The organism is Streptomyces sp. NPDC048211 (assembly GCF_043202315.1).
In the GTDB taxonomy this organism is placed as follows: domain Bacteria; phylum Actinomycetota; class Actinomycetes; order Streptomycetales; family Streptomycetaceae; genus Streptomyces.
Window position 1 is genome coordinate 732091 of record NZ_JBIDAD010000001.1, and the last position, 20031, is coordinate 752121.

Below are 20031 nucleotides of genomic sequence, written 5' to 3' on the forward strand. Positions count from 1 at the left end.
GTCGTTATCGCTTCGCCGCTCGTCAAGCCCGGTCGGGCAGGGCTCCCGCATGGCGTGTCCTCGTCAGAAGACGTCACCCGTGCGGCGTCTCGCGGGTCGCCCTCCGCTCCTTGCCGCGCCCGAATGGCGGGAGTAAATGTGCACAAGCTCCGGTATGCAGTGATATTTGACTTCACGTAAGACGGAGCACTACGAGGAGGCACTCCATGCGCGGAGCCACACAGGTCAAGTGGGCCGCATGCGCGGTGGCCGTCGCCCTGGCGGCGACGGCCTGCGGCGGAGGGGACAGTGGCGGTGGTGGCGGTGGCGCCGATGGGATCGTGAGCTCCTCCTGGGGTGACCCGCAGAACCCGCTGGAGCCCGCCAACACCAACGAGGTGCAGGGCGGCAAGGTCCTCGACATGATCTTCCGGGGGCTCAAGAAGTACGACCCGAAGACCGGCGAGGCGACGAACATGCTCGCCGAGAAGATCGAGTCCACGGACAACCAGAACTTCACGATCACGGTGAAGGACGGCTGGACCTTCAGCAACGGCGAGAAGATCACCGCCAAGTCGTTCGTGGACGCCTGGAACTACGGCGCCCTGTTGAAGAACAACCAGAAGAACGCCTATTTCTTCGGCTACATCGACGGATACGACAAGGTCCACCCCGAGACCGGCTCGGCGAGCGCCAACACGCTCTCCGGTCTCAAGCAGGTGAACGACATGACCTTCACGGTCAAGCTGACGCAGAAGTTCTCCCTGTGGCCCGACACCCTCGGCTACCCCGCCTTCGCGCCGCTTCCCAAGGCCTTCTTCGACGACCACGCCGCCTGGGTGTCCAAGCCGATCGGCAACGGCCCGTACACGATCGACAAGTACACCAAGGGCTCGTCGATGGACCTGCGCAAGTGGGACGACTACCCCGGCGACGACAAGGCGCAGAACGGCGGGATCGACCTCAAGGTCTACACCGACAACAACACCGCCTACACCGACCTGACCGCCGGCAACCTCGACCTCGTCGACGACGTGCCCGCGTCCCAGCTCAAGAACGTCAAGGCGGACCTCGGCGACCGCTACATCAACACCCCGGCCGGCATCATCCAGACCCTCGCGTTCCCCTTCTACGACAAGGAGTGGGACACCCCCGGCGGGATCAAGGTCCGCCAGGGCCTGTCCATGGCGATCAACCGCGAGCAGATCACCAACCAGATCTTCCAGCAGACCCGCACCCCGGCCTCCGACTGGACCTCCCCGGTCCTCGGCGCCGACGGCGGCTTCAAGAAGGGTCTCTGCGGCAAGGAGTGCACGTACAACGCCGCCGAGGCCAAGAAGATGATCCAGGACGGCGGCGGCATCCCCGGCGGCCAGCTCAAGATCTCGTACAACGCGGACACCGGCTCCCACAAGGAATGGGTCGACGCCGTCTGCAACAGCATCAACAAGGTCATGGGCAACAACAAGGCGTGCGTGGGCGCCCCGGTCGGCACCTTCGCCGACTTCCGCAGCCAGGTCTCCCAGCAGAAGCTGCACGGCGCCTGGCGCGCGGGCTGGCAGATGGACTACCCGCTGATCCAGAACTTCCTGCAGCCCGTCTACTACACCAACGCCTCGTCCAACGACGGCAAGTGGAACAGCAAGCAGTTCGACGACCTCGTCAACAAGGCGAACGCCGAGTCGGACAAGGCCAAGGCCGTCTCCACCTTCCAGGACGCCGAGAAGGTCATGGTCCAGCAGATGCCCGTCATCCCGCTCTGGTACCAGAACGGCAGCGCCGGCTACTCGGAGAACGTCAGCAACGTCTCGCTGAACCAGTTCAGCGTCCCGGTGTACGAGCAGATCAAGGTCAAGTAGGCGGCCGAGGCCGGGTGACCGGTGCGCTCCCCGCACCGGTCACCCGGCTTCCCCGTCCCCGGCCCCCGATGACACCTCAGCCACCCCGCGACCCCCGGAGCCCTTCATGGGACGTTATGTGATCCGGCGGCTGCTGCAGATGATCCCGGTCTTCTTCGGCACCACGCTGTTGATCTTCCTCATGGTGAACGTGATGGGTGACCCCATCGCGGGCCTCTGCGGCGACCGCCAGTGCGACCCGGCGACCGCCGCCCAACTCCGCTCGGAATTCGGCCTCGACAAGCCGGTCTGGCAGCAATACCTGACCTACATGGGCAACGTCTTCACCGGCGACTTCGGCACCGCGTTCAACGGGCAGAAGGTCACCGAGCTGATGGCCACGGCGTTCCCCATCACCATCCGCCTGACCCTCGTGGCGATCTTCTTCGAGATCGTCATCGGCATCAGCCTCGGTGTCGTGACCGGCCTGCGCCGCGGCCGCCCCATCGACACCACCGTGCTGATCCTGACCCTGGTCGTCATCTCCATCCCGACCTTCGTCACCGGCCTGCTGCTCCAGCTCCTGCTCGGCGTGGAGTGGGGCGTCATCAAACCGTCCGTCTCCAGCGAGGCCCCGCTCAACGAACTCATCATCCCCGGGCTCGTGGTCGCCTCCGTCTCGCTGGCCTACGTCACCCGGCTCACCCGGACCTCGATCGCCGAGAACGCCCGCGCCGACTACGTCCGTACCGCGACCGCCAAGGGCCTGCCCAGGCGCCGCGTGGTCCTCCGGCATCTGCTGCGCAACTCGCTGATCCCCGTCATCACCTTCATCGGTACGGACGTGGGCGCCCTGATGGGCGGAGCGATCGTCACCGAGCGGATCTTCAACATCCACGGCGTCGGCTACCAGCTCTACCAGGGCATCCTGCGCCAGAACTCGCAGACCGTCGTCGGCTTCGTCACCGTCCTGGTCCTCGTCTTCCTGGCCGCGAACCTGATCGTCGACCTGCTGTACGCCGTACTCGACCCGAGGATCCGCTATGCCTGAGCAGACACCGGACGAGGCGATCTCGTCGGCCGGAGCCGGCGGAACGATGGACCTCGCACTCGACGAGGGCGACTCTCTCGAAAAGACCCCCGGCGGTCCCGCCGGGACGGGACCGGACACCAAGCCGCAGAGCCTGTGGTCGGACGCCTGGCGCGACCTGCGCCGCAATCCCGTCTTCATCATCTCCGCGCTGATCATCCTGTTCCTGGTGATCATCTCGATCTGGCCGCAGCTCATCGCCTCCGGCGACCCGCTCGACTGCGACCTCGACAAGGCCCAGGAAGGCTCCCAGCCCGGCCACCCCTTCGGGTACGACGGCCAGGGCTGCGACGTCTACACCCGGGTCGTCTACGGTGCCCGCAACTCCGTGACCGTCGGCATCTGCTCCACCATCGGCGTCTCGCTGATCGGCTCCGTCCTGGGTGGTCTGGCCGGGTTCTTCGGCGGCTGGTGGGACTCGATCCTCTCCCGCCTCACCGACGTCTTCTTCGGCATCCCGGTCGTCCTCGGCGGTCTGGTCTTCCTCTCCGTGGTGACCAGCTCCACCGTCTGGCCCGTCATCGGATTCATCGTGCTGCTGGGCTGGCCGCAGATCGCCCGCATCGCCCGCGGCTCCGTCATCACCGCCAAGCACAACGACTACGTCCAGGCGGCCCGGGCACTCGGCGCCTCCAACGGGCGGATGATGCTGCGCCACATCGCGCCGAACGCCGTCGCCCCGGTCATCGTCGTCGCGACCATCGCGCTCGGCACGTACATCTCCCTGGAGGCGACCCTGTCGTTCCTCGGCGTCGGTCTGAAGCCACCGGCCGTCTCCTGGGGCATCGACATCTCCGCCGCGTCCCAGTACATCCGCAACGCCCCGCACATGCTGCTCTGGCCCGCCGGCGCGCTGGCGGTCACCGTGCTCGCGTTCATCATGCTCGGCGACGCGGTGCGCGACGCCCTCGACCCCAAGCTGCGCTGAGGAGTCCGCTGCCATGTTGCTCGAAGTGCGCGATCTGCACGTGGAGTTCCACACCCGGGACGGGGTCGCCAAGGCCGTCAACGGGGTCAACTACTCGGTGGCCGAGGGCGAGACGCTCGCCGTGCTCGGCGAGTCCGGCTCCGGCAAGTCGGTCACCGCACAGGCGATCATGGGCATCCTCGACATGCCGCCCGGGAAGATCAGCGGCGGCGAGATCCTCTTCAAGGACCGCGACCTGCTGAAGCTCAAGAAGGATGAGCGCCGGAAGATCCGCGGCCAGGAGATGGCCATGATCTTCCAGGACGCGCTCTCCTCCCTCAACCCCGTGCTGACGGTGGGGGAGCAGCTGGGCGAGATGTTCGTCGTGCACCGCGGACTGTCCCGCAAGGACGCGAAGGCCAAGGCCGTCGAGCTGATGGACCGGGTCCGCATCCCGGCGGCCAAGGAGCGGGTCGGCAACTACCCGCACCAGTTCTCCGGCGGCATGCGCCAGCGCATCATGATCGCGATGGCGCTGGCCCTGGAGCCCTCGCTGATCATCGCGGACGAACCCACCACCGCCCTCGACGTCACCGTCCAGGCCCAGGTGATGGACCTCCTCGCGGAGCTCCAGCGCGAACTGAACATGGGCCTGATCCTGATCACCCACGACCTGGGCGTGGTCGCCGACGTCGCCGACAAGATCGCCGTGATGTACGCGGGCCGGATCGTGGAGACCTCACCGGTCCACGACATCTACCGGGCGCCCGCGCATCCGTACACCAAGGGCTTGCTCCGCTCGATCCCGCGCCTGGACCAGAAGGGCCAGGAGCTGTACGCGATCAAGGGCCTGCCGCCCAACCTGCTGCACATCCCGCCCGGCTGCGCCTTCAACCCGCGCTGCCCGATGGCCCAGGACGTCTGCCGCACGGACGTGCCGCCGCTGTTCGACGTGGCCGAGAACCGTCAGAGCGCCTGCTACTTCTGGAAGGAGACGCTCGATGCACGCTGACCACACGGGGCGCAAGGAAGCGCGCCAGGAGGGCGAGGTGGCCCGCGACCTGCTGGCCAAGTCGCGGGAGGGGAGCGCGTACGCGGGCGGCGAGCCGATCCTGGAGGTGCGCGACCTCGTCAAGCACTACCCGCTGACCCAGGGCATCCTGATCAAGAAGCAGATCGGAGCCGTCAAGGCCGTCGACGGGGTCTCCTTCGACCTGGCGGCGGGCGAGACCCTCGGCATCGTCGGCGAGTCCGGCTGCGGCAAGTCGACCGTCGCCCGGATGCTGGTGCACCTGGAACAGCCGACGGCCGGTGCGATCCGGTACAAGGGCGAGGACGTCACCAAGCTGTCCGGCCGCGCGCTGAAGGCCGTACGCCGCAACATCCAGATGGTGTTCCAGGACCCGTACACCTCCCTCAACCCGCGGATGACGGTCGGCGACATCATCGGGGAGCCCTACGAGATCCACCCCGAGGTGGCCCCGAAGGGCGAGCGGCGGCGCAAGGTCCAGGACCTGCTGGACGTCGTCGGCCTCAACCCGGAGTACATCAACCGCTATCCCCACCAGTTCTCCGGCGGCCAGCGCCAGCGCATCGGCATCGCCCGCGGCCTCGCGCTCAACCCCGAGATCATCGTCGCCGACGAGCCCGTCTCGGCCCTCGACGTCTCGGTCCAGGCGCAGGTCGTCAACCTGCTCGACCGGCTCCAGGCGGAGTTCAACCTCAGCTACGTCTTCATCGCGCACGACCTCTCCATCGTCCGGCACATCTCCGACCGGGTCGGCGTGATGTACCTCGGCCGGTTCGCCGAGATCGGTTCGGACGAGGAGATCTACGACCACCCCACGCACCCGTACACCCAAGCGCTGCTCTCCGCCGTGCCGGTGCCGGACCCGATGGCGCGCGAGTACCGCGAGCGGATCATCCTGCACGGCGACGTGCCCTCGCCCGCCAACCCGCCGTCCGGCTGCCGCTTCCGTACCCGCTGCTGGAAGGCGCAGGAGCGGTGCGAGCTGGAGGTGCCGCTGCTGGCGGTCCCCGCGGTTTTCCGGCTGACGGAGACCCCGGCCAAGCACGATTCGGCATGTCACTTCGCCGAGGAGAAGCGGGTGGTGCCGCCGGAGGGAACGCTGGAGCAGGTGGGCGAGGGCGGCGCGGGAGCCGGCCCCGATGTGGAGCAGGTGGACCGGGAGGCCCGGAAGCCGCCGCAGTCGGATGTGCCGCGTGAGGAGGAGCAGTCGCCGTCGGATGTGCCGCGTGAGGCGGAGCCGTCGGATGTGGGGCCGGAGCCGGAGCCGTCGGCAGAGGCCCAGCCCTCGCCGGAGCCCTCGCCCGCCGAGCCCTCTGCGGAGCCGCCGGCCGGGGCCGAGCCCTCTGCGGAGCCCCGGCCGGGGCCGTCCCCGGAGGCGGGGGACGACGACGGCGGCCCGCCGCCGCCCTCCGGCAGCAGCCGGGTCAGCTGAGCCGCCGGTCCGTTAACGCGGGGGCAACTCGGGCGTCTCACGTCCGATATACGGACCCGTCAGCATGGATGACGTACGGCCGTGCGGGTGCCGTGGACCGGCCGGAAGGACGTCACGTTCCTCCGGCCGGTCGCCCGTAGGGGCCGCGCCGACGGCCCTCTTGTCGGGAGCCCGGGTGCGGTGGAGTATCGCTGAGGTGATACTCACCCGTGGAGCAAGAGTGACCGGCGCCGCTCTCTGCGCGGTGCTCGCCCTGATCGTCGCGAGCTGGCTCGTACGGGACATCAGGGCCGTGGACGCCGACCAGCTGTGGCGTTACTGGGCCGGTTTCCGGGACGCGCGCCCGCAGGCGATGCCCGCGACCGCACCCCTGGATGTCGCTCTCCTCGTGGTGTACGCCGTCGCCACCGTCGCCGCGCTGCGTTCCCCGGTCGCCGCCACCACGCTCGTCGCCACCGCAGTGGTCACCCTCGCCGTGCGCCTGCCGGGTCTCTGGGGCATCGGCAGCCGCCGGACGGAGGCGCTGTTCTCGGACGACCTTCGCTCACGGGCGCTGATCTGCGCCTTCGTCGCCCTCGCCGCGGGCATCGCGCTGCTCATCACCGCCGGAGCCGGACGCCGTCCGCCGGCCGACTCCTACGAGCAGTTGCCCACCCGGCCGGGACCGGGCGCCGGTGTCACCGCGTTCCTGCTGCTGGGCGCGGCCGGCGCGGTGCTGATCGCCTGGGAGATCCGCCAGGCGGTGAAGTACAGGATCTACCCCGACTGGTACGTGGGCGGCGACCGGTTCCCGCACGGCGTGATCGACCCGCCGCCGGGCTGGGGCAACGTGACGCTCGCGCTGCTGTGCCTGGTCGCGGGGGCGGGTGCCCTCTTCCGCGCCGTGCACGCGCGGCCGTTCGGTCTGGTGGCCGCCGCGCTTCTGCTGCCCGGCGGGGTGCTGGGTGTGGCCGAGATCGTGCACTACGACCTGCTCGACGACTTCGGTTCGCTGCCCACGGAGACCCAGCTCAGGCTGCTGAGCTGGATCTTCGAGTTGATCGTTGCGCTGGTGGTGCTGATCGCGCTGGCGCCGAGGGGCTTCGCCGACGTGCCCGGTCCCTACGGGCCGGGGCCCGGCCCCGGCTACGGCCCCCCGGAATTCGGTCCCCCCGGCTACCAGCCCGCCCCGTACCCGGGGCAGCAGCAGCCGCCCACCCAGGGGTACGGCTACCCGCAGGGCGGCGGCTTCGGGCCGCCTCCGCCGCCCTCGCAGCCGCCGCCGGGCTGGTAGCGGCCTCTACATCCCCAACGACCGCTTCAGGAAGTCCACCTGGAGCAGCAGCAGGTTCTCGGCCACCTTCTCCTGCGGGGTCATGTGGGTCACCCCGCTCAGCGGCAGCACCTCGTGCGGACGGCCCGCCGCGAGCAGAGCCGACGACAGCCGCAGGGTGTGCGCGACCACCACGTTGTCGTCCGCCAGGCCGTGGACGATCAGCATCGGATGCACCTGCTCGGCGGCGTGCGAGAGTCCCTCGTCGGTGAGCAGCGAGTTGTACGCGTACACCTCCGGCCGGCTCGCCGGGTCGCCGAGGTAGCGCTCCGTGTAATGGGTGTCGTACAGCCGCTGGTCGGTCACCGGGGCGCCCACCACCGCGGCGTGGAAGACATCGGGCCGCCGCAGTACCGCCATGCCGGCCAGGAAACCGCCGTACGACCAGCCCCTGATGCCCACCCGGCCCAGGTCCAGCGGGAACCGCTCCGCGAGCGCGTGCAGCGCCTCGACCTGGTCGTCGAGGGTGACGGTGAGATCGTGCTTGACGGCCTTCTCCCAGCCGGGCGAGCGGCCCGGGGTGCCGCGGCCGTCCGCGACGATCACGGCGAAGCCCTGGTCCGCGAACCACTGCGAGGTGAGATGCGGGTTGTGGGCGGCGAGGACCCGGCGGCCGTGCGGCCCGCCGTACGGATCCATCAGGACCGGAAGCGGACCGTCCGACTCCTTGTACCCGGAGGGGAGCATCACGGCGCACGGAATCCGCCGTGCGCCCCCTTCGGTGAGCTGCGGACGGGCGGACAGCACCGGCTGCTCCGCGTGGCTCGCGACGACGGCGGTCTGCTTGCCGTCCCGGAACACCCGAACCGTCGATCCGGGCACGTCCAGAGCCGTGGAGACCATGACGGTCACACCGCCGGACCGGACCGCCGCGTGCACGCCCGCGCCCTCCGAGACCCGCTCCACGCCCAGCTCGTTGACCCGGTACACATGGGTCTCGCCGATCTCAGCCGCGGCCGCCCGCTCGCCCGCCGACGCCGTGACCAGGATGTCCGACTCCCCGATGTCCAGCACCGTCCGGATCTGCAACTGGGCCCCGGTCAGCGGCCGGTCACCCACCGCGAGAACCCGGGCCCCGCCCTCGTCCGCGATCCGCACCAGCCGCCCGTCCGGCGCCCACGCGGGCACACCCGGGAACAGCTCCAGCCACACCGGGTCCTCGTCCGCGTGCACCGTCCGGGTCGCCCCGGTCTCCGGATCCACCGCCAGATAGAGCTGACTCTGCTGGTCACGGGCCTGCACCAACAGCAGCGGCGCCCCGTCCGACGACCAGTGCACCCGCGCCAGATACGGGAACCGGACCCGGTCCCACACCACTTCGGTACGTTCCCCGGCCAGCCCCACCACGAAGAGCCGCACCTCGGCATTGGGTGTACCGGCCGCCGGGTACGCGATCTCGGCGGGCTTGCGGTCCGGGTGCGCGGGATCGGCGATCCACCAGCGCCGCACCGGGCTGTCGTCCACCCGGGCCACCAGCAGCCGGTCCGAGTCCGGCGACCACCAGAAACCGCGCGAACGCGCCATCTCCTCGGCCGCGATGAACTCCGCGAGGCCGTAGGAGACGTGCTCGTCCTCCGGCTCCGCGAGCGCCCTGTCCTCCTCGCCGCCGGCGCCCACGACGCGCAGCGCACCCTTGGACACATATGCGATGTGTCGCCCGTCGGGGGAGGGTCGCGGGTCGATCACCGGTCCCGGCACGGGCAGCGCACGCGCCGTTCCGGCCCGCAGCTCGGCGACGTACACCTTCCCCGAGAGCGCGAACGCCGCCAGCTCGGCGGCTGCGTCGACCGCGTAGCCGACGATCCCCGACGACCCCTCGCGGCTCCGCTCACGCCGGGCCCGCTCCTGGACCGAGAGCCGCTCCGCCGAACCGGCCAGCAGTACCGCCGGATCGGCCACGACCCGCTCCCGCGGGGCCTTGCCGTCGCTGAGGTCCAGCACCCAGAGCTGCCCCGAGCGGTCGGTGCCCGACCCCGAGCGGAGGAAGACCACCCGTTCACCATCGGGTGAAACCGTGAACGCGCGCGGTGCGCCGAGAGTGAATCGCATGGTCCGGGCCAACTGCAGCGGGAAGGTGATCTCTGGCGAAGTCATAGGCCGAACCTATCGGCCGCCCCCGCCGCCCGTGCGCCCCTCGTGCTGCCGTGCCCCGATCAATGCCCTGCCACGGATAGTTATGATCCGTAGCGCTCGGTGGGTATGAACCTGCTGGCTCCATGCGTGCTGCCTGTCCCGACCGTACAGATGGAGGTGAACCGCTGTGGTGCTCTCGATTTCGGCGGTAGTGCTGCTGGCGATCGTCGTCTTCCTGCTGATCCGGAAATCCGGACTCAAGGGCGGACACGCGGTCGTCTGCATGCTGCTCGGCTTCTACCTCGCCAGCTCGTCCGTCGCGCCGACCATCTCCGAGCTGACCACCAACGTGGCCGGCATGATCGGGGGCATGAAGTTCTGAGCCCGGCAGCCGGCCGTGGTCCTGCGGCGCCCGCACGGTGGCCGCAGTCGGTCCCGGGGGTCGTCGGCTCGTAGGGTGGTCCCCATGACGGATCTCCCCGCCCGGCGTCTGCTCCTGGTGCACGCGCACCCCGACGACGAGTCGATCAACAATGGCACCACCATGGCCAGGTACGCCGCCGACGGCGCCCTGGTCACGCTGGTGACCTGCACGCTCGGCGAGGAGGGCGAGATCATCCCGCCCGGGCTCGCGCACCTCGCGGCGGACCGGGACGATGCCCTCGGCCCCTACCGACGCGGTGAACTCGCGGCGGCGATGAAGGAACTGGGGGTCACCGACCACCGCCTCCTCGGGGGCGCGGGCCGTTACCGCGACTCCGGAATGATGGGCACCGAGCAGAACCGGCGCCCCGGCGCCTTCTGGTCCGCCGACCTCGACGAGGCCGCCGGGTACCTCGTGGAGGTGATCCGCGAGGTGCGACCCCAGGTCCTGGTGACGTACGACCCCGACGGGGGCTACGGACACCCCGACCACATCCAGGCGCACCGGGTCGCGACGCGCGCCGCCGAACTGGCCGCCGACCCCGCGTACCGACCCGGCTCCGGCGCCCCGCACGCCATCGCGAAGACCTACTGGAACCGGGTGCCGCGCTCGGTCGTCGAGGAAGGCTTCGCCCGGCTGCGGGCCACCGCCCCGGACGCGTTCCCGGGCATCGCCGCGATCGACGACGTACCGGGTGTGGTGGACGACGCCCTGGTCACCACCGAGATCGACGGCACCGGCCACGGCGAGGCGAAAGCGGCGGCGATGCGGGCGCACGCCACGCAGATCGCGCTCGACGGCCCCTTCTTCGCCCTGTCGAACGACCTGGGCCAGCCCGTCCTCACCACCGAGTACTACGAGTTGGTGAAGGGTGCGGCGGGCCGTGCCGGGGGCGACCGGGAGCGCGATCTCTTCGCGGGCGTGCCGGAACACGATCCCGTCGCGGGCGTTCCGGAGGCGGACCAGTGAGCAGCAGCAGGCCGCGGGCCGGACGGACCGGTGCACCACGGACAGACGCCCCTGCGCGGGACATTCCGGCCACCGGTCTGGCCGCGCCCCTCAACCCCCGGCGGATCGCCGCCCTGGTGGGCCTGGCGGTCCTGGGCGCGCTCGTCGGCATCGCGGGCACCCTGGTCCAACCTGCCTGGTTCCCCGGCGGGTTGCTGCTGGCGCTGCTCGCGTCCGCAGGCCTCTTCTACGGCGGGCGCTGCCTCATGGGCACCCAGACGGGGGCCATCGCACCCGCCGCGGGATGGCTGATTTCGGTCATTCTTCTGCTGGGCGGCCGACCCGAAGGGGACTACGTCTTCGGGGACGAACTCGGCCTGGCGCTCTTCATGCTGGGCGGCATGGCCATCGCTGTGATCTGCGCCACCCTGTCGCGGATGCCCCAACTGGGCGCCGACAGCGGCCGACCTGGCAAGTAATGTGCCACGTCCGATCCCGTAATGCCCCCTGTCCGTCCGGGGGGTGCGCAGTCGTTTCCCCCGGTCGCGGGGTGTCTGTCGGCCGCGGCCAGTATGGTGGTTCGCGCGCCTAGTCGGGTGCTGAAGATCTTGACCGGGCTCGCGAGGCCTGGCACGCATAACTGCGGCGTTACCCAAACGCCCCAATAGCTCCGCCACGAGGGCGCTCCGGCTCCTCCTGGCTGCACGCACCAGGCGCCGCTCCCTGATCCGGCCAAGATCTTCAGCACCTTCTAAGCCGCCCCCCGGCCTGCGGGATGGGGGAAGTACGGGCGGCGGAGCCAATCGGGAGAACCTGCTTTGAGTCGTGAAACTGACAGTTCGTCCTCCGGTCCCCAGGGGCGCGGGGGAGCCGCGTACCCCTCGGGTACGCCGCCGTACGGATCCCGCCAGTATCCGTCGCTGCACCCTTCGCAGGATGCTCCGGAGGAGTCCCCGGAGGCCGCGGATCCGCCTCGGCCCGACGAGCCGAGGACCGAGACGACGCTGACGACGCGGATCCGGATCAACATTCCGGGCTCGCGCCCCATCCCGCCGGTTGTCATGCGTACGCCCATGAGCGACGTCGACGAGGGCGGCGAGCGCACCGGCTCCACCCCGCGCCCGGGCGCCTCCGCGTCCAACGGCGGGCAGGCGGCTCCGGCCGCACCGGGGCCCGAGCCCCGGGAGCCCGCGGCGGCGGAGCCCGCTGCCGAGAAGCCGGCCAGGGAGAAGAGCGGCAGCGACTGGTTCGCACCGCGCAAGGCCCCGGCCGGCGGCCCGGCGAGCGCGGGCACTCCGTCCGGGACCCCGGCGAGCGACGGCACGGACGGGACCGGCGTCCCGGCCGGTGGTCCCGGCGGTACGGGCGGTGCCGGGTTCCCGGCCGGCGGCCCGGGCAGCCGGCCGGACGGTCCGGGGTCCGGTCCGGCCACCCCGCCCGCGGGCAGCCCCCGCGCCGATCTGCCTTATTTCTCCGACGGACCGCAGCGCGCCGGTGACCCGGGCGCGCCCGGTCCCGACGGCTTCGGCGGCGACGGCTTCGGCGGCGACGGCCCCGGCGGGCCCCGCGCCACGCCGAACCTCGGTATCCGTACGCCGGGACCGTCCGGCCCCACCACCGGACCGGCCACCGGCACCTCGGCCCTCACCCCGGACCTCGACGGCCGGGCGCCCTTCGGCCCGGGGCCGGGTGGACCGCAGGGTCCCGGCGGACCGCAGGGACCGGGCGCGCCTCAGGGGCCCGGCGGCCCCGGCGGCGTACCGCCGCGGATGTCGGACGACACCGCCGTGCTCACCCCGCAGTTCCCGCCGGGCCCCGGCGGCAACGTCTCCGGTGACACGCTGAACAGCGGCATCCCCGTCGTGCCCCCGGACCATCGCGGTTCAGGGGCTCCGTCGCCGTTCCCGGGCCCCGACTCCGCCCCGCGGACGCCGGCCGGCCCGATGGGCACCGGCCCGGCCGGACCGGGCGGCTTCGCCGAGCAGGCGCCCGAGCCCGCCGCCCGTACCGCCCCCGCCGCGGCGCCGAGCGCCCCGGCGAAGAAGGGCCGATCGAAGCTGGTCATGCTCTGCGTGGCCGCTGTCTGCGTGCTCGGGGTCGCCTACGGCGCCGGGCTGCTCATGAACCACTCCGACGTGCCGAAGGGCACCACCGTCCTCGGTGTCGACATCGGCGGCGGGACCAGGGACGACGCCGTCGAGAAGATGGACGCCGCGTTCGGTGAGCGCTCCACGGCCGCGCTCCGGCTGACCGTGGACGGCAAGGAGACGAAGCTCGCCCCGGACAAGGCCGGACTCTCCCTGGACAGCCAGGCGACCGTGCGTGCCGCGGCGGGCAGTGACTACAACCCCGTCTCCGTCATCGGCTCCCTCTTCGGCGGCGAGCGCACCGTCGACCCGGTGATCCCGGTCGACGAGGAGAAGCTAGGCGTCGCGCTGAAGGACCTGGCCGGCGCCTCGGGGTCGGCCAGCGACGGCACGATCAAGTTCGTCCCGGGCAAGGCCGTCGCCGTCCCGGGTAAGACGGGCAAGGCGCTCGACGTCAACCAGTCGATGGGCTCGGTGCGCGACGCCTACCGCGCCCAGGTCGAGACGGGCAACGCGAAGACCGTCCAGCTGCCCGTCACCACCAGCGAGCCCACCATCAGCCAGGCCGAACTGGACCGGGCGATGAAGGAGTTCGCGGAGCCCGCGATGTCCGGCCTGATCGTCATCAAGGCGGGAGCGAAGCAGATCCCGTTCGGTCCGGCCAAGTCGCTGCCGAAGATCCTTTCGATGGTGGCGGTCGACGGCAAGCTCGTCGACCACTACGACAAGAAGGCCATCGAAGAGCTCTGCGGAGGCGTCTTCGACGGGATCATGGTCACCAAGGGCGACGGTACGAAGCACCAGGTCGGCCCGGACGACGTGGCCTTCGCCATGAGGGGCGCACTGCTCGGCAAGACCGAGGCCGAGCGGACCGTCACGATCGACCTCGGCGGCAACGGCTGACCCGGCGCACGATCCTCCGGAGCGCCCCCGGTCCCATCGGACCGGGGGCGCTCCGGTGCGTCGGGCGATGACCCCCGGCCGTCCGGCCCGTGCCCGCACCGCACACCACCGCCCCCGACCTGACTTCCGGCCGGATCCTCGGGTCCGGCCGGGAACAGCACCGGCCCCGAGTATCCGGCCGAAGCCCGGACCGGGTGCGGTGCCGGGTCGTTCCGTGTCGTCGGCCCCGGCCCGGACCGGCGGCGGTGTCGGGCTCGTCCCGCGTAGCCGTCCCCAGTCCGGACCGGGGCGGCGCGTACGCGTCTCGCGTCGCCGTCACACGTACGGCATGACATCTGTCATCCCGTATCCACGACCCGTGACCCTGCCGCGCGCACCCCCTGCTCAGCCAGGCTGGACGCATGACAACGACAGCCTCCGAAGTCACCGCGGCGAAGACCGCCGTGGTCAGCTTCGACCACGTCAGCAAGGCCTACGGAGACGTACGCGCCGTCGACGGGCTCACCCTCGACCTGCACCCCGGTGAGACCGTGGCGCTCCTCGGCCCCAACGGCGCCGGCAAGTCCTCCACCCTCGACCTCCTCCTCGGTCTGCGTACCGCCGACTCCGGGACGGTCCGCCTCTTCGGTACGACCCCGCAGGCGGCCATCGCCGCCGGACGCGTCGGAGCGATGCTGCAGTCCGGTGGGCTGATGGAGGACGTCACCGTCGGCGAGCTGGTGGGGCTCGTCTGCGATCTGCACCCCAGGCCCTACCCCGTCGACGAGGTGCTGGGCCGGGCCGGCATCGCACCGATCGCCGACCGCATGGTCAACAAGCTCTCCGGCGGTCAGGAACAGCGCGTACGGTTCGCGCTCGCCACCGCCGGGGCCAACGACCTCATCGTTCTCGACGAGCCGACCACCGGCATGGACGTCACCGCCCGCCAGGCCTTCTGGGCCACGATGCGCGAGCAGGCCGACCAGGGCCGTACCGTCCTGTTCGCCACGCACTACCTCGAAGAGGCCGACGCCATCGCCGACCGCGTCCTCGTGCTGCACAAGGGCCGGATCCTCGCCGACGGCACCGCCGCCGAGATCAAGGCGAAGGCGGGGGCCCGCCGGATCTCCTTCGAACTGGAGGGCACGATCGACGAGGAAGCCCTGCGCGCCCTGCCGTTCCTCTCCACGCTCGACATCACCGGCCACCGCGTCCGCATCCAGTCGCACAACGCCGACGCGACCGTGCACGCCGTCTACGGCCTCGGCCTCTACCCGCGCGAGATCGAAGTCGCGGGACTCGGACTGGAGCAGGCCTTCGTCGCCATCACCGAGGCCGAGGAGGCCAGGACCGCATGAACACCCTCATCAGGCTCGAAGTGACCCGCACCCTGCGGAACAAGAAGTTCATGTTCTTCTCGATCATCTATCCGTCGGTGATCTACCTGCTGATCTCCGGTACCCAGAACACCACCGACAAGGTGCCGGGCACCGAGCTCACCCTGCAGGCCTTCTTCATGGTCTCCATGGCCTCCTTCGGCGCGCTGACCGCCGTGCTGATGGGCAACAGCGAGCGCATCGCCAAGGAGCGCGAGAAGGGCTGGGTCCGTCAGCTGCGGCTGACCGCGCTGCCGAGCCGGGGCTACATCCTGGCGAAGATCGCCAGCGCCGCCGTGATCACCCTGCCCTGCATCGTGGTCGTCTTCCTCGTCGCCGCATCCGTCAAGCACGTGCGCGTCGACCTGTGGCAGTGGTTCGCCCTCACCGGTGTCATCTGGGCCGGCTCACTGGTCTTCGCCGCACTCGGCGTCGCCATCGGCTACCTCGCCAGCGGTGACGCGGTCCGCCCGATCACGATGATCATCTACTTCGGGCTCTCGATCCTCGGCGGCCTGTGGATGCCGAGCACGACCTTCCCGCAGTGGATCCAGAACATCTCCGAATGGCTGCCCACCCACGCGTACGCTGCTCTCGGCCAGGCCGTCGAGATGGGCGGCGCCCCGCATGCCAAGGACGTCGCCATCCTCTGCGTCTACTTCCTGCTCTTCGCGGGCGGCGCCGCCTGGCTCTACCGGAAGGACACGTTGAAGGCGTGAACGAGGACGAGATGTCCGTGGGGCTCGGGCGCCCGCCCACGAACGCGAGACAGACCGGGACCAAGCTCCTGTGGATCGGTATCTGGCTCGCGTTCATGAGCGCGCCGGTCAAGGACCTCATCGACGGCAACCACACCCCGTGGGCGACGGCACTCGGCACCCTCGGGCTGCTGGTCTTCGTCGGCGTCTACCTGGTCCTGGTCTTCCGCCACACCTCGAAGGCGATCGACCCGCTCCGGGTCCGCGCCACCCTCGCTTTCCTCGGGGCCCTGGCCGTCCTGCTGTCCCTGACGCTCGGCGCCCCCTGGCTGGTCCTGTTCGTGTACGTGGCCGTCTCCGTCGGCGCCACCTTGCCGCTGCGGACCGCCCGCTGGCTGATCCCCGCCGTCACCGCCGTCCTGGTGGCCATCGGCCTGACGCAGGAGCACCCCCGCGAGATCATCACGGCCCTGGTCTTCCCCGCACTGCTCGGCGGCTTCGCGATGTCGGGCATCCGGCAGATGATCCGCACCACGATCCAGTTGCGCGAGGCCCGCGCCACCGTCGCCCAGCTCGCCGCCAACGAGGAACGGCTGCGGCTCGCCCGCGACCTCCACGATCTTCTCGGCCACTCCCTCTCCCTGATCACCCTCAAGAGCGAACTGGCCGGGCGGATGCTCCCCGGACATCCCGACCAGGCTGCCGCGCAGGTCGCCGACATCGAACAGGTCAGCCGACAGGCCCTCGTGGACGTACGCAGCGCCGTCACCGGCTACCGCAGGCCGACCCTCCCCGGCGAACTGGCAGGGGCAAGGACCGCCCTCGCCGCCGCCGGAGTCACTGCCGAGATACCGGCCGACGGCCCCGAAGACCTCCCTGAGGACCTCCCCGAGAAGGCGGAGGAGGCGCTCGCCTGGGCGCTGCGGGAAGCCGTCACCAACGTCGTACGCCACAGCGGCGCGGGCCGCTGCACGGTGACGCTCACCCCCCGCCAGACCCTCGACGGACGCGTCCTCGAACTCACCGTCGCCGACGACGGCCGGGGCGCCGCCGGCTCGAAGCGGGGCAACGGCCTCACCGGCATGGCCGAGCGGCTCGCGTCCGTCGACGGGACGCTCGTCACGCGCGCCACCAACTCCCGCTCGGGCAAAGGCTTCACCACGGTCCTCGGCGTTCCGCTCGAATCCGGCCTAGGATCCCGGGAATGAGCATGATCAGACTTCTCCTCGCCGAGGACCAGTCCATGGTGCGCGAGGCCCTCGCGGCGCTCCTCGGCCTGGAACCCGACATCGAGGTGGTCGCCCAGGTCGCCCGCGGCGACGAGGTGCTGGCCGCGGCCAGGGAGCACGGCATCGACGTGGCCCTCCTCGACATCGAGATGCCGGGCATGACAGGCATCGAGGCGACGGCGGAACTGCGCCGCGCTATGCCGGACGTCAAGGTCGTCGTCGTCACCACCTTCGGCCGGCCCGGATACCTGCGCCGTGCGATGGAGTCGGGCGCCGACGCCTTCCTGGTGAAGGACGCCCCGGCCTCCCAACTCGCCGAAGCCGTACGCAAGGTGCTTGCCGGGGAGCGTGTCATCGACCCCACCCTCGCAGCCGCCGCGCTCGCCGACGGGGCCAGCCCGCTGACCGAGCGCGAACGCGATGTGCTGCGCACCGCCGCGGACGGTTCGACCAACGCGGAGATCGCCGCGGCACTGCACCTGTCCCAGGGCACGGTCCGCAACTACCTCTCCATGGCGATCCAGAAGATGGCAGCGCGCAACCGGGCTGAGGCGGTCCGGATGGCACGGGAAAAGGGCTGGCTCTAAGGGCTGCCCCGTAGTCTCTGGGCTGTCCCGTAGTCCCCGGCGGGCGCACGATGACAGCTACGGGGCCTCTCCCCCCCCCGTAGCCTCAACGGCACGGGGGACCCCCTCTGTTGTCGGAACGTCCGCATACATCCAGTATGCGAACGCCCCTCCGCCTTGCGATGCACCGCATCCGATGCCGCGCGCTGATCCATGCGGGATTACGGGAGGGCCCGCAGTCCTCCCTACCGGGCAATCGACACCAGCCCCGCCTCGTACGCGATGATGACGAGCTGTACCCGGTCCCTCGCGCCGAGCTTGGCGAGCAGCCGGGTCAGATACGTCTTGGCCGTGGCGACACTGATGACGAGCCGCTCGGCGATCTCCGCGTTGGACAGCCCGCTGCCGACCAGCATCAGCACCTCGCGCTCCCGGTCGGTGATCGCGGGAAGCGGGCGGGGCGGGGACGGGGAGGCCGGGCGCCCCACGAAGTCCTTGATCAGCCGCCGGGTGACGCTCGGCGCGATCAGCGCGTCCCCGGACGCCACCACCCGGACCGCCGCCAGGATGTCGTCCAGCGCCATGTCCTTGACCAGGAATCCGGCCGCACCGGCGCGCAGGGCGCCGTACACGTAGTCGTCGTCGTCGAACGTGGTCAGGACCAGCACATGGGCGGTCGCCGGGCTCGCGGCGATCCGCTCGGTGGCCTCGATGCCGTTCAGCACCGGCATCCGGATGTCCATGACGACGACATCGGGGTCCAGTTCGGCGGTCAGCCGGACCGCCTCCTCGCCCGTCCCCGCCTCACCGACGACGTCGATGTCGGTGGTGTCGGCCATGACCATGCGCAGTGCGGTGCGCACCAGCGGCTGATCGTCGGCGAGCACGACGCGGGTCGGCGCCGGCGGCTGGGCGGTCTCGTCGCTCATGCCACGTCTCCCGTCGACGCTGTGGCGGGCACCGGCAGCCGGGCCGTCACTCGGAAGCCGCCCTCCGGATGAGGGGCGGCGGTGAAATCTCCCTGCAGCAGGGCGACCCGCTCCCGCATGCCGACCAGACCGAATCCCGGTTCGGTGGAGAGGCCCGCGCCCCGGCCGCGGTCGGCGACCTCGATGGCGAGCGCCTCGGTGCCGTACACGATCGACACCCGGCAGGAACCGGTCGCGGCGTGACGGACCACATTGGTCACCGACTCCTGGATGATGCGGAACGCCGACAGATCGATGTCCGGCGGCAGAGGCCGGGGCTCGCCCCGCAGGTCCACGTCGACCCGGACCCCGGCGGCGGTCGTTGACCGCGCCAGCCGCTCGACGTCGGCCAGCCCCTCCGCGGGCTGCAACTCCGACGCTTCCCGTCCCTCGTGACCCGGATCCGCCTGACGCAGCGCACCGAGCATCCGGCGCAGCCCCGACAGCGTCTCCCGGCCCGCGGTCTCCACCGCACTCATCGCCTCGCGCGCGGCTTCCGGCTGGGTGTGCACGACCCGGGCCGCCGCACCTGCCTGAAGGGCGATGATGCCGACACTGTGCGCGACCATGTCGTGCATCTCGCGGGCGATCCGCAACCGCTCCTCCACCACCGCCCGTTCGGCAGCCCGCGCGGCCAGGGTCTCGCCGTGCCGACGGGTCTCGTACGCCGAGCCTCCCACCAGCCAGGCGACGACCGCGGTCAGCGCGACGACCAGCTCCGCCGACGTGCCGACGTGCCACCCGGCGAGCAACCGGACGGCCAGGAAGCCGGTGAGGGTGCCGAGGGCCATCAGAAGGGCGACGAGAGCGGTCCGGCGCGACCGGGTGGCGGCTATGAAGTACAGCGCCACATCGACGGCCAGGAACTGGGCGAGCGGTATCTCTCCCACGCTCAGCGAGAACGTGGCGAGCGCGGCGGCGCCCAGCACCAGCGCCAGGGCCCTCAGTGGACGCCGCTCCAGCAAGAAGCAGCCGGCCGCTGCCAGGGCGGTGGCGAGCAGCTGCGTCAGCAGGCCGTCCCACCGGTAGAGCAGCACCCCGGGCCGGACGGACGGCTCGTACTCGCCGGGCAGCCGCACCCGCACGAGGAAGGTGAGGAGCATGCCCGCGTACCAGCCCATGCCTACCCACCAACCAGGCGGCACGCGCTTGAGACGAGGCAGAGAGGGTGAATCGGACATGCGCCGATCGT

17 protein-coding genes are annotated in these 20031 nt (G+C 70.8%); 14 read left to right on the forward strand and 3 right to left on the reverse strand.

Annotation, left to right across the window (positions count from 1 at the left end; all coding sequences use genetic code 11):
- Positions 1 to 206 precede the first annotated feature (206 nt).
- The 6 genes from ACGFZA_RS03400 to ACGFZA_RS03425 all read left to right on the forward strand — a co-directional run bounded on the left by ACGFZA_RS03400 (position 207) and on the right by ACGFZA_RS03425 (position 7549).
- Positions 207 to 1838, forward strand: a complete 1632-nt coding sequence (locus ACGFZA_RS03400; RefSeq protein WP_385275657.1) for an ABC transporter substrate-binding protein — start codon at positions 207 to 209, stop codon at positions 1836 to 1838.
- A gap of 106 nt (positions 1839 to 1944) precedes the next feature.
- Complete coding sequence (locus ACGFZA_RS03405; protein ID WP_385275654.1) at positions 1945 to 2868, forward strand: ABC transporter permease; 924 nt, start codon at positions 1945 to 1947, stop codon at positions 2866 to 2868.
- Positions 2861 to 3835: an ABC transporter permease gene (locus tag ACGFZA_RS03410; RefSeq protein WP_385275651.1), complete on the forward strand. Its 975-nt coding sequence runs from the start codon at positions 2861 to 2863 to the stop codon at positions 3833 to 3835. Before ACGFZA_RS03405 ends, ACGFZA_RS03410 begins: the two co-directional genes overlap by 8 nt.
- A 13-nt stretch (positions 3836 to 3848) precedes the next feature.
- Entirely contained in the window at positions 3849 to 4826 is a 978-nt protein-coding gene (locus tag ACGFZA_RS03415) for an ABC transporter ATP-binding protein (RefSeq protein ID WP_385275648.1), read from the forward strand.
- The gene (locus tag ACGFZA_RS03420; RefSeq protein ID WP_393676844.1) at positions 4816 to 6276 is read left to right on the forward strand and encodes an ABC transporter ATP-binding protein; all 1461 of its coding nucleotides are present in this window, start codon (positions 4816 to 4818) and stop codon (positions 6274 to 6276) included. The genes ACGFZA_RS03415 and ACGFZA_RS03420 overlap by 11 nt, the downstream gene beginning before the upstream one ends.
- 220 nt (positions 6277 to 6496) lie before the next feature.
- A complete protein-coding gene (locus tag ACGFZA_RS03425; protein WP_385275642.1) occupies positions 6497 to 7549 on the forward strand; it encodes a hypothetical protein in 1053 nt (350 codons plus the stop codon).
- Positions 7550 to 7555: 6 nt separating this feature from the next.
- Here ACGFZA_RS03425 and ACGFZA_RS03430 read toward each other — a convergent pair whose 3' ends face one another.
- Positions 7556 to 9637: a prolyl oligopeptidase family serine peptidase gene (locus ACGFZA_RS03430; protein ID WP_393677622.1), complete on the reverse strand. Its 2082-nt coding sequence runs from the start codon at positions 9635 to 9637 to the stop codon at positions 7556 to 7558.
- Positions 9638 to 9848: 211 nt separating this feature from the next.
- On the opposite strand from ACGFZA_RS03430, the gene ACGFZA_RS03435 reads away from it, so the two are divergent.
- The 8 genes from ACGFZA_RS03435 (at position 9849) to ACGFZA_RS03470 (ending at position 17892) form a co-directional block, all read left to right on the forward strand.
- Complete coding sequence (locus ACGFZA_RS03435) at positions 9849 to 10043, forward strand: hypothetical protein (RefSeq protein ID WP_326738529.1); 195 nt, start codon at positions 9849 to 9851, stop codon at positions 10041 to 10043.
- An 84-nt stretch (positions 10044 to 10127) separates the two neighbouring features.
- On the forward strand, positions 10128 to 11054 hold the full coding sequence (gene mshB / locus ACGFZA_RS03440; RefSeq protein ID WP_393676847.1) for an N-acetyl-1-D-myo-inositol-2-amino-2-deoxy-alpha-D-glucopyranoside deacetylase: 927 nt from the start codon (positions 10128 to 10130) through the stop codon (positions 11052 to 11054).
- Positions 11051 to 11512, forward strand: coding sequence for a DUF6113 family protein (locus tag ACGFZA_RS03445; protein ID WP_393676849.1), 462 nt, complete (start codon positions 11051 to 11053; stop codon positions 11510 to 11512). Before mshB ends, ACGFZA_RS03445 begins: the two co-directional genes overlap by 4 nt.
- Before the next feature lie 594 nt (positions 11513 to 12106).
- Positions 12107 to 14023, forward strand: coding sequence for a hypothetical protein (locus tag ACGFZA_RS03450; RefSeq protein WP_393676851.1), 1917 nt, complete (start codon positions 12107 to 12109; stop codon positions 14021 to 14023).
- Between the two features lie 401 nt (positions 14024 to 14424).
- Complete coding sequence (locus ACGFZA_RS03455) at positions 14425 to 15360, forward strand: ABC transporter ATP-binding protein (RefSeq protein ID WP_385275629.1); 936 nt, start codon at positions 14425 to 14427, stop codon at positions 15358 to 15360.
- Positions 15357 to 16097, forward strand: a complete 741-nt coding sequence (locus ACGFZA_RS03460) for an ABC transporter permease (RefSeq protein ID WP_385275626.1) — start codon at positions 15357 to 15359, stop codon at positions 16095 to 16097. Before ACGFZA_RS03455 ends, ACGFZA_RS03460 begins: the two co-directional genes overlap by 4 nt.
- On the forward strand, positions 16094 to 17284 hold the full coding sequence (locus ACGFZA_RS03465; RefSeq protein ID WP_393676854.1) for a sensor histidine kinase: 1191 nt from the start codon (positions 16094 to 16096) through the stop codon (positions 17282 to 17284). Before ACGFZA_RS03460 ends, ACGFZA_RS03465 begins: the two co-directional genes overlap by 4 nt.
- Entirely contained in the window at positions 17281 to 17892 is a 612-nt protein-coding gene (locus ACGFZA_RS03470; RefSeq protein WP_393676856.1) for a response regulator, read from the forward strand. Before ACGFZA_RS03465 ends, ACGFZA_RS03470 begins: the two co-directional genes overlap by 4 nt.
- A 224-nt stretch (positions 17893 to 18116) precedes the next feature.
- Here ACGFZA_RS03470 and ACGFZA_RS03475 read toward each other — a convergent pair whose 3' ends face one another.
- The gene (locus ACGFZA_RS03475) at positions 18117 to 18800 is read right to left on the reverse strand and encodes a response regulator (RefSeq protein WP_385275617.1); all 684 of its coding nucleotides are present in this window, start codon (positions 18798 to 18800) and stop codon (positions 18117 to 18119) included.
- Positions 18797 to 20020, reverse strand: coding sequence for a sensor histidine kinase (locus ACGFZA_RS03480; RefSeq protein ID WP_393676858.1), 1224 nt, complete (start codon positions 20018 to 20020; stop codon positions 18797 to 18799). Before ACGFZA_RS03480 ends, ACGFZA_RS03475 begins: the two co-directional genes overlap by 4 nt.
- Positions 20021 to 20031 lie beyond the last annotated feature (11 nt).